This window comes from Selenomonadales bacterium, from assembly GCA_017442105.1.
Lineage (GTDB): Bacteria > Bacillota > Negativicutes > RGIG982 > RGIG982 > RGIG982.
In genome coordinates this window covers 1-6,858 of the sequence record JAFSAX010000200.1, presented here as the reverse complement: position 1 = coordinate 6,858, position 6,858 = coordinate 1, and the positions used below count along the sequence as shown (strand labels likewise).

The window sequence follows — 6,858 nt, the reverse complement described above, 5'->3', positions numbered from 1 at the left end:
GAATCGTATCATCGCCATCGATAACAGCCGCAAGGTTCATATCGATATGGTCGATCATTTTTTCTGCTGCCGTCTGGCTGCCCGTGATCTTGATAACAGGTACGAACGGGAAGCCCTGCGGAGCCCCACGACCCGTTGCGATGGCAGACCCGTCTTATGCGATACATTACGGTCTGTTGGCTACGTTCGTTTCGGTGGCGGGCGGATTCGTCGGATATTATATCGGTAATCGGCTCGGGCTTCCTGCCGCGCGTAAGATGATGTCGGAGAAGCATTATACGAAGATCAATACGTACGTGAAGAGTCATCGCGAGAATATCGGCTGGGCGATCTTTTTGGCGGCGTTGTCACCGATCCCGTATAAGTTCATCAGTATCACGGCAGGTGCATTGCGTGTCGATATGAAGGTGTTCGTGATGGCATCGTTCTTCGGCCGTGCGAAGAGATTCCTTTTAGAAGGTATCATCATCTACTATTTTGGTGATGCGGCGCTCGAGATACTCAACAAGTTCGATGTGGAGCTTGTCGTTTGGTCGATGGTAGTTGTTGTCGCTTTTATCGCCGTTTGGTGGATATGGAAACGATACCGACAGAAAAAAACACCGACAAGTGAAAAATAAGTCAAATCCGTCTTGACGATAGCAGTTCATGTCTAGTATACTCAAAGTAACCACATAAACAGCAATACAGTACTGACGGATCAAGTGGAGTTACACCACGTGTACTGTATTGTGATTTAGCCGACCGTCTGGGCAAGCATTTGAGCCCGGGCGATTTTTGTTTTTTCGGGTAAAAATGCTCACTATGAATCATGTTGGTTAGGGAGTGTGTTAACATGCAACAAACGAAAAACAAATGGCTGATCGTGTTATCAGCAATCGGTCTCCACATCTGTATCGGCAGCGTTTACGCCTGGAGCGTACTTGCAAGACCGATCATGGAAGCAACGGGCTTCTCCTTAAAAGAAGTTACTTGGACGTTCTCTGTGGCGATCTTGTGCTTGGGCTTGTCCGCAGGCTTCTTAGGTAAGCTCGTAGAAAAGAACGGCCCGCGCAAAAGCGGTCTTATCGGTACAGCGTTATTCTGTCTTGGTCTTCTGGGCACAGCGTTCGCGCTCAGTCAGAATAGCTTGACATTGATGTACTTAGCTTACGGTGTGCTGGGTGGTATCGGTATCGGTATCGTATATATCACACCGATCTCTACACTTGTAAAATGGTTCCCAAATAATCGCGGCTTGGCAACAGGTCTTGCGATCATGGGTTTTGGTTTTGCCAGTCTTATTGCAGGACCTGCGATGCAGATGTTGATCACAAAATACGGTTTGGTACAGAACTTCATTATTATGGGATGCGTCTATGCCGTTGTGATGACAGCTTCTTCTCTTTATCTCGAACCTCCGAAAGAGGCTCCTGAAAGCGAAGCTAAAAAAGCTTCTGCATCTACACCTGTCGTTACAGCTCGTCAATATACGGCAGGCGAAGCGATGCGCGATTGGCGTTTCGGTGCGCTCTGGTGGATCTTGTTCACCAATATCACCTGCGGTATCGGTCTGTTGTCGGTAGCATCTCCGATGGCACAGGAAGTCATCAAGATGACTCCGCTCGAAGCCGCTTCTATGGTCGGTATCATCGGTCTGTTGAACGGTGCAGGTCGTATCTGCTGGTCCACCATCTCCGACTACATCGGACGATTGAATACATACATCACGTTCTTTGTCATCGAGATCGCGGCGTTCTATATGCTCGCAAGCGTGACGGACAGCTTCTTCTTCCAAGCGCTCATCTTTATCATCATCACCTGCTACGGCGGCGGTTTCTCCTGTATGCCTGCGTACCTCAGCGACCTCTTTGGTACACAACAGCTCAGCGCGATCTACGGTCGTATCCTTACGGCGTGGGGTCTTGCTGGTATCGTCGGTCCGCTTCTTCTTTCTGTCATCTACGAACAGACGAACAGCTACGGCTTGACCCTCTACTTCTTCTCGGGCTGCTTCGTAGTAAGCTTGGTCGTATGCTTGATCTTGAAATTGAAAGGCAAAAAATAAATCACAAAAGACAGACCTGCTCGTTATTGAGCAGGTCTTTTTTTGTATAGACGGATAAACAGAGCAGGTCTATGCGCATAATAAGACGATAGATTATCAAAAAGAAAAATATCCCAACAAATTGGTCAAAACCTCTTGCCAAAAGTCAAAAAGTCAAATATAATAAAGACAAAGCTGCCGATGCATCGACGCATTGGAAGGTGCGTCATACTTGGTGCGAACAGGAGGCGAATGTCTCTTGTTTTTTATCGGAGGCAGTTTTTATGAATAAAGGAGGGATTTCTTATGGGTTACGAAAAATTTACACAGCGTTCACTCGCTGTTATACAAGAAGCACAGCAGATCGCTGCGCTGCATTATCATCAGGAGATCACGACGCGTCATTTGATGCTTGCGCTTACGCGTGAAACGGACGGGATCTTGGGGGCGGTGTTCGCACAGTCGAATGTTGATCTCAAGCTCTTGTCGGCGAAGCTTGAACAGCTTTTAGGGCAGCAGCCGTCGGTACGTGGTCAGGAGAGCGGTCTTCGTATGAATTCGGCGATGATCCGCGTATTGGCGAAGGCAGAGAGCCTTGCGCAAGAGATGCATGATGAGTACATCAGTGTAGAGCATCTTCTCTTGTCTGTGATGGAGGACGGCGACCACGATGTCGTGAAGCTATGTGGTGAGTTCGGCTTGACGCGCGATATGGTACAGCGCTCTGTATCGCAGTTCCGTCAAGGGAAGAATGTGACGAGCGACAATCCCGATGAAGAACGCCAAGTGCTGGCAAAATACGGACGCGACTTGACGATGCAGGCAAAAAGCGGCAAGCTCGATCCTGTTATCGGTCGCGATGAGGAGATTCGCCGTACGATCGAGATATTGTCACGCCGCACGAAGAACAATCCCGTTCTCATCGGGGAACCGGGTGTCGGTAAGACGGCTATCGTCGAAGGCTTGGCGCGTCGTATCGTTGCAGGTGATGTGCCCGAATCGCTCAAAAACAAAACGCTCTATTCGCTTGATCTCAGCGCACTCGTTGCCGGTGCGAAGTTCCGCGGCGAGTTTGAAGAACGTCTTAAAAACGTTCTCAACGAAGTAGCCAAGTCGGAAGGCCAAATACTTCTTTTCATCGATGAGCTTCATACGGTCGTCGGTGCAGGTGCATCGGAAGGTGCGATGGACGCGGGCAATATTTTAAAACCGATGCTCGCACGCGGTGAGCTTCGTTGTATCGGTGCGACGACACTCAACGAATATCGCAAATACATTGAAAAAGACTCGGCACTCGAACGACGTTTCCAACCTGTGCTGGTCGATCAGCCTGATGTAGAAGATACGATCTCTATCTTGCGTGGACTTAAAGAACGCTACGAAGTTCATCACGGTGTCCGTATCAAAGACTCTGCCCTCATTGCGGCGGCAGTCCTTTCCGACCGCTATATCGCAGACCGATTCCTTCCCGATAAGGCGATCGACCTTGTCGATGAAGCGGCGGCAAAACTTCGTACCGAGATCGACTCGATGCCGAGCGAGCTTGACGAGATCTTGCGCCGTATCATGCAGCTTGAAATTGAAGAACAGGCGCTCAAAAAAGAAGACGACGATTCCGCTCGTGATAAGCTTGCTGCCATCGGTGAAGAATTGGCAGAGCTTCGTGCAGGCTCTGATGAGCTCAAACAACGCTGGACGGCAGAGAAGGAAGGCATTCTTCGTATCCGCGGATTGAAAAAAGAGATAGAAGCCATCAAAGGCGAGATGGAAACGGCAGAACGTGATTACGACCTCAATCGTCTGTCGGAGCTCAAGTACGGCAAGCTCCCTGCGCTCACGGCACAGCTCAAGGCAGAAGAAGAAAAGCTCAATGAAGCAAAAGAAAACACGCTTCTCAAAGAAGAAGTGCGTGAAGAAGATATCGCCGAAGTCGTCAGCCGTTGGACAGGTATCCCTGTGACGCGTATGATGAAAGGCGAACGTGAAAAACTGGCTCATCTTGAAGAGATTTTGCATGAACGTGTCGTCGGTCAAGACGAAGCTGTCGTGGCTGTCAGCGATGCCATTATTCGTGCACGTGCAGGGATCAAAGACCCCGACCGTCCGATCGGTTCGTTCATTTTCCTCGGCCCGACAGGTGTCGGCAAAACAGAACTTGCGAAAACGCTTGCCGAAGTTTTGTTCGATGATGAACGCAATATCGTTCGTCTCGACATGAGCGAATACATGGAGAAACATTCCGTATCGCGCCTCATCGGTGCGCCTCCGGGATACGTCGGTCACGATGAAGGCGGTCAGCTTACCGAAGCCGTTCGCCGTCGTCCGTACAGCGTTATCCTCTTAGACGAAGTGGAGAAGGCACATGCAGATGTGTTCAACGTTCTCTTGCAGATCCTCGACGACGGTCGTTTGACGGACAGCAAAGGCAGAACAGTCAGCTTCAAGAATACAGTCATCATCATGACATCGAATCTCGGTTCGGCAGATATCCTCGCATCGGAATTCGGCGAAGCAAAAGAACTCGTCTTGCAAAGACTTCGTGCGCATTTCCGCCCCGAATTCCTCAACCGTATCGACGATATCATCGTATTCAACGCGCTCCTTAAAGCTGAAGTACAGTCTATCGCGCGCATTCTTCTCGAAAATCTTAATAAACGCTTGGCAAAACAAGTCGATATGACGCTCGTATGGGATGAAGAAGTCCTTGCGACACTTGCCGAAAACGGCTATGAGCCGCAGTATGGTGCGCGCCCGCTTCGCCGATTGATCGGCAATCTTGTGGAAACGCAGCTCAGCAAGATGATCGTGCGCGGAGAGGTTGCCGAAGGCGATACGATCCGCCTCACAAAAGATGGCGAAACGATCCGACTTGAACGCGCGTAAAAACACGAAACAAACGTATATTGCATATCGTATGGTGTAACCATACGAATGAAACAGGACGCTCTCTTACCGTTATGGTACCGAGAGCGTTCTTTCATTAAGCGGAGGCGATATGAAATGTGCGGAATAGCAGGTTGGATACATTGGGAAGGCGGCCTCAGTGGTGAACTGTCTGCCATGATGAAGATGACAGAAACGCTCACACCGCGCGGCCCTGATGCGGGCGGATACTTCGCAGATGATACGGTGCTTTTGGGACATAGAAGGCTGGCTGTTGTCGATATCGAAAATGGCAAGCAGCCGATGCATGTCTGGCAAGGCGACAAAAGGTATACTATCGTATACAACGGTGAGCTATATAATACGCAGGAATTGAAACGAGAACTCACAGCGCGCGGATACACGTTTCAAACGACGAGCGATACAGAGGTGCTTCTCATCTCGTATCTGGCATACGGAGAAGACTGCGTCAAGAAGCTCAACGGCATCTTTGCATTTGCCATCTATGACAAAGAGGATCAGAAGGTCTTTTTTGCGCGCGACCGCATCGGGGTCAAACCGCTCTTTTATGCAGAGAGAGGCAAACACCTGTTCTTTGCATCGGAACTGAAAGCACTCCTTGCGCATCCGATGATAGAGCCTGCCATTGACGAACAAGGACTGGCGGAGATCTTCATCATGGCACCTGCGCGTACACCGGGTGTCGGTGTGTTCCGCGGTGTGAAAGAACTTCGGGCAGGTCATGCGATGGTCGCGGATAGAAAAGGCGTGCGTACGTGGGCATACTGGTCGCTCACCAGCCACGAGCATACAGACACATTCGAGGAAACGGCAAGGCGTGTCAGAGAACTCGTTATTGATACAGCGGCTCGTCAGCTCGTTGCCGATGTGCCTGTCGGCACGTTCTTGTCGGGCGGTCTTGATTCGAGTATCTTAACGGCTCTGTCTGCCGAAGCGTACAGGCGGGCGGGACGCGGCAGACTGACGACATTTTCCGTTGATTATATCGACAATGATAAATACTTCAAGGCGAGCAGCTTTCAGCCGAATTCGGATGCTGTATGGGCAAAGAGCGTTGCCGAGCATTTTGACACCGATGCACGAGTGGTGACGATCGACCATATGGAGATGGCAGATGCGCTCGAAGATGCCGTTATGGCGCGCGACCTTGTCGGTATGGCAGATATTGATGCGTCGCTCTATCTCTTTTGCCGTGAGATCAAAAAAACATGTACCGTCGCGCTGTCGGGCGAATGTGCCGATGAAGTGTTCGGTGGGTATCCGTGGTTCTATCGCGAAGAAATGCTCCATGCCGATACGTTCCCGTGGTCACCGCGCGCCGCTATGCGCCTTGATTGGCTGTCGCCTGCCGTAACGGAGCGTATCGATCTTTTAGACTATCTCGATATGCGTTACCGCGAGGCTGTGCGCGAAGTGCCGTATCTAGACGGAGAAACAGATGAGGAAGCAAGAATGAGGAAGATGTTCTATCTCAACTTGACGAGGTGGATGCCGACGCTCCTTGATCGCAAAGACCGCATGAGTATGGCATTCGGTCTTGAGGTGCGCGTGCCGTTCTGCGACCATCGTCTTGTCGAATATCTGTGGAACGTACCGTGGCAGTACAAAAATTACAACAACCGCGAAAAAGGTCTTCTGCGTTATGCGATGGCAGGTGTACTGCCAGAAGATATCCTCTGGCGTAAGAAAAGCCCGTATCCAAAGACGCATCATCCCGAATATGCGCAGTGTGTCAAGTCGCGTGCGCTTGGTATCCTTGCCGATCCGAACGAACCTGCATCACAGCTCTTCGATCATACGAAGATGCACGAGCTGGCGCGACTCGACCTGTCGGCGGCGAATATCCCATGGTTCGGTCAGCTTATGGGCGCACCGCAGATTTTTGCTTATATCATACAAGTCAATGCATGGCTCAAGCATTATCACGT

At 50.5% G+C, this 6,858-nt stretch carries 3 protein-coding genes and 1 pseudogene; 3 read left to right on the top strand and 1 reads right to left on the bottom strand.

Features of this window, described 5'->3' with window-relative positions; all coding sequences use genetic code 11:
* Positions 1-145, bottom strand: a pseudogene (locus IJN28_07840) (UxaA family hydrolase).
* A gap of 690 nt (positions 146-835) precedes the next feature.
* Here IJN28_07840 and IJN28_07835 point away from each other — a divergent pair.
* From IJN28_07835 to asnB, 3 genes are all read left to right on the top strand, one after another.
* Positions 836-2,047: an OFA family MFS transporter gene (locus IJN28_07835; protein ID MBQ6713677.1), complete on the top strand. Its 1,212-nt coding sequence runs from the start codon at positions 836-838 to the stop codon at positions 2,045-2,047.
* Between the two features lie 285 nt (positions 2,048-2,332).
* A complete protein-coding gene (clpB, locus tag IJN28_07830) occupies positions 2,333-4,909 on the top strand; it encodes an ATP-dependent chaperone ClpB (protein MBQ6713676.1) in 2,577 nt (858 codons plus the stop codon).
* Between the two features lie 117 nt (positions 4,910-5,026).
* Positions 5,027-6,858, top strand: a 1,832-nt coding sequence (gene asnB / locus IJN28_07825; protein ID MBQ6713675.1) for an asparagine synthase (glutamine-hydrolyzing), incomplete at its 3' end; no start/stop codon positions are given.

What these genes read in the sequence shown, in the direction of transcription:
- IJN28_07835 (MBQ6713677.1), top strand. Translation starts at nt 836, where the DNA reads ATGCAACAAACGAAAAACAAATGGCTGATCGTGTTATCAGCAATCGGT.
- clpB (MBQ6713676.1), top strand. Translation starts at nt 2,333, where the DNA reads ATGGGTTACGAAAAATTTACACAGCGTTCACTCGCTGTTATACAAGAA.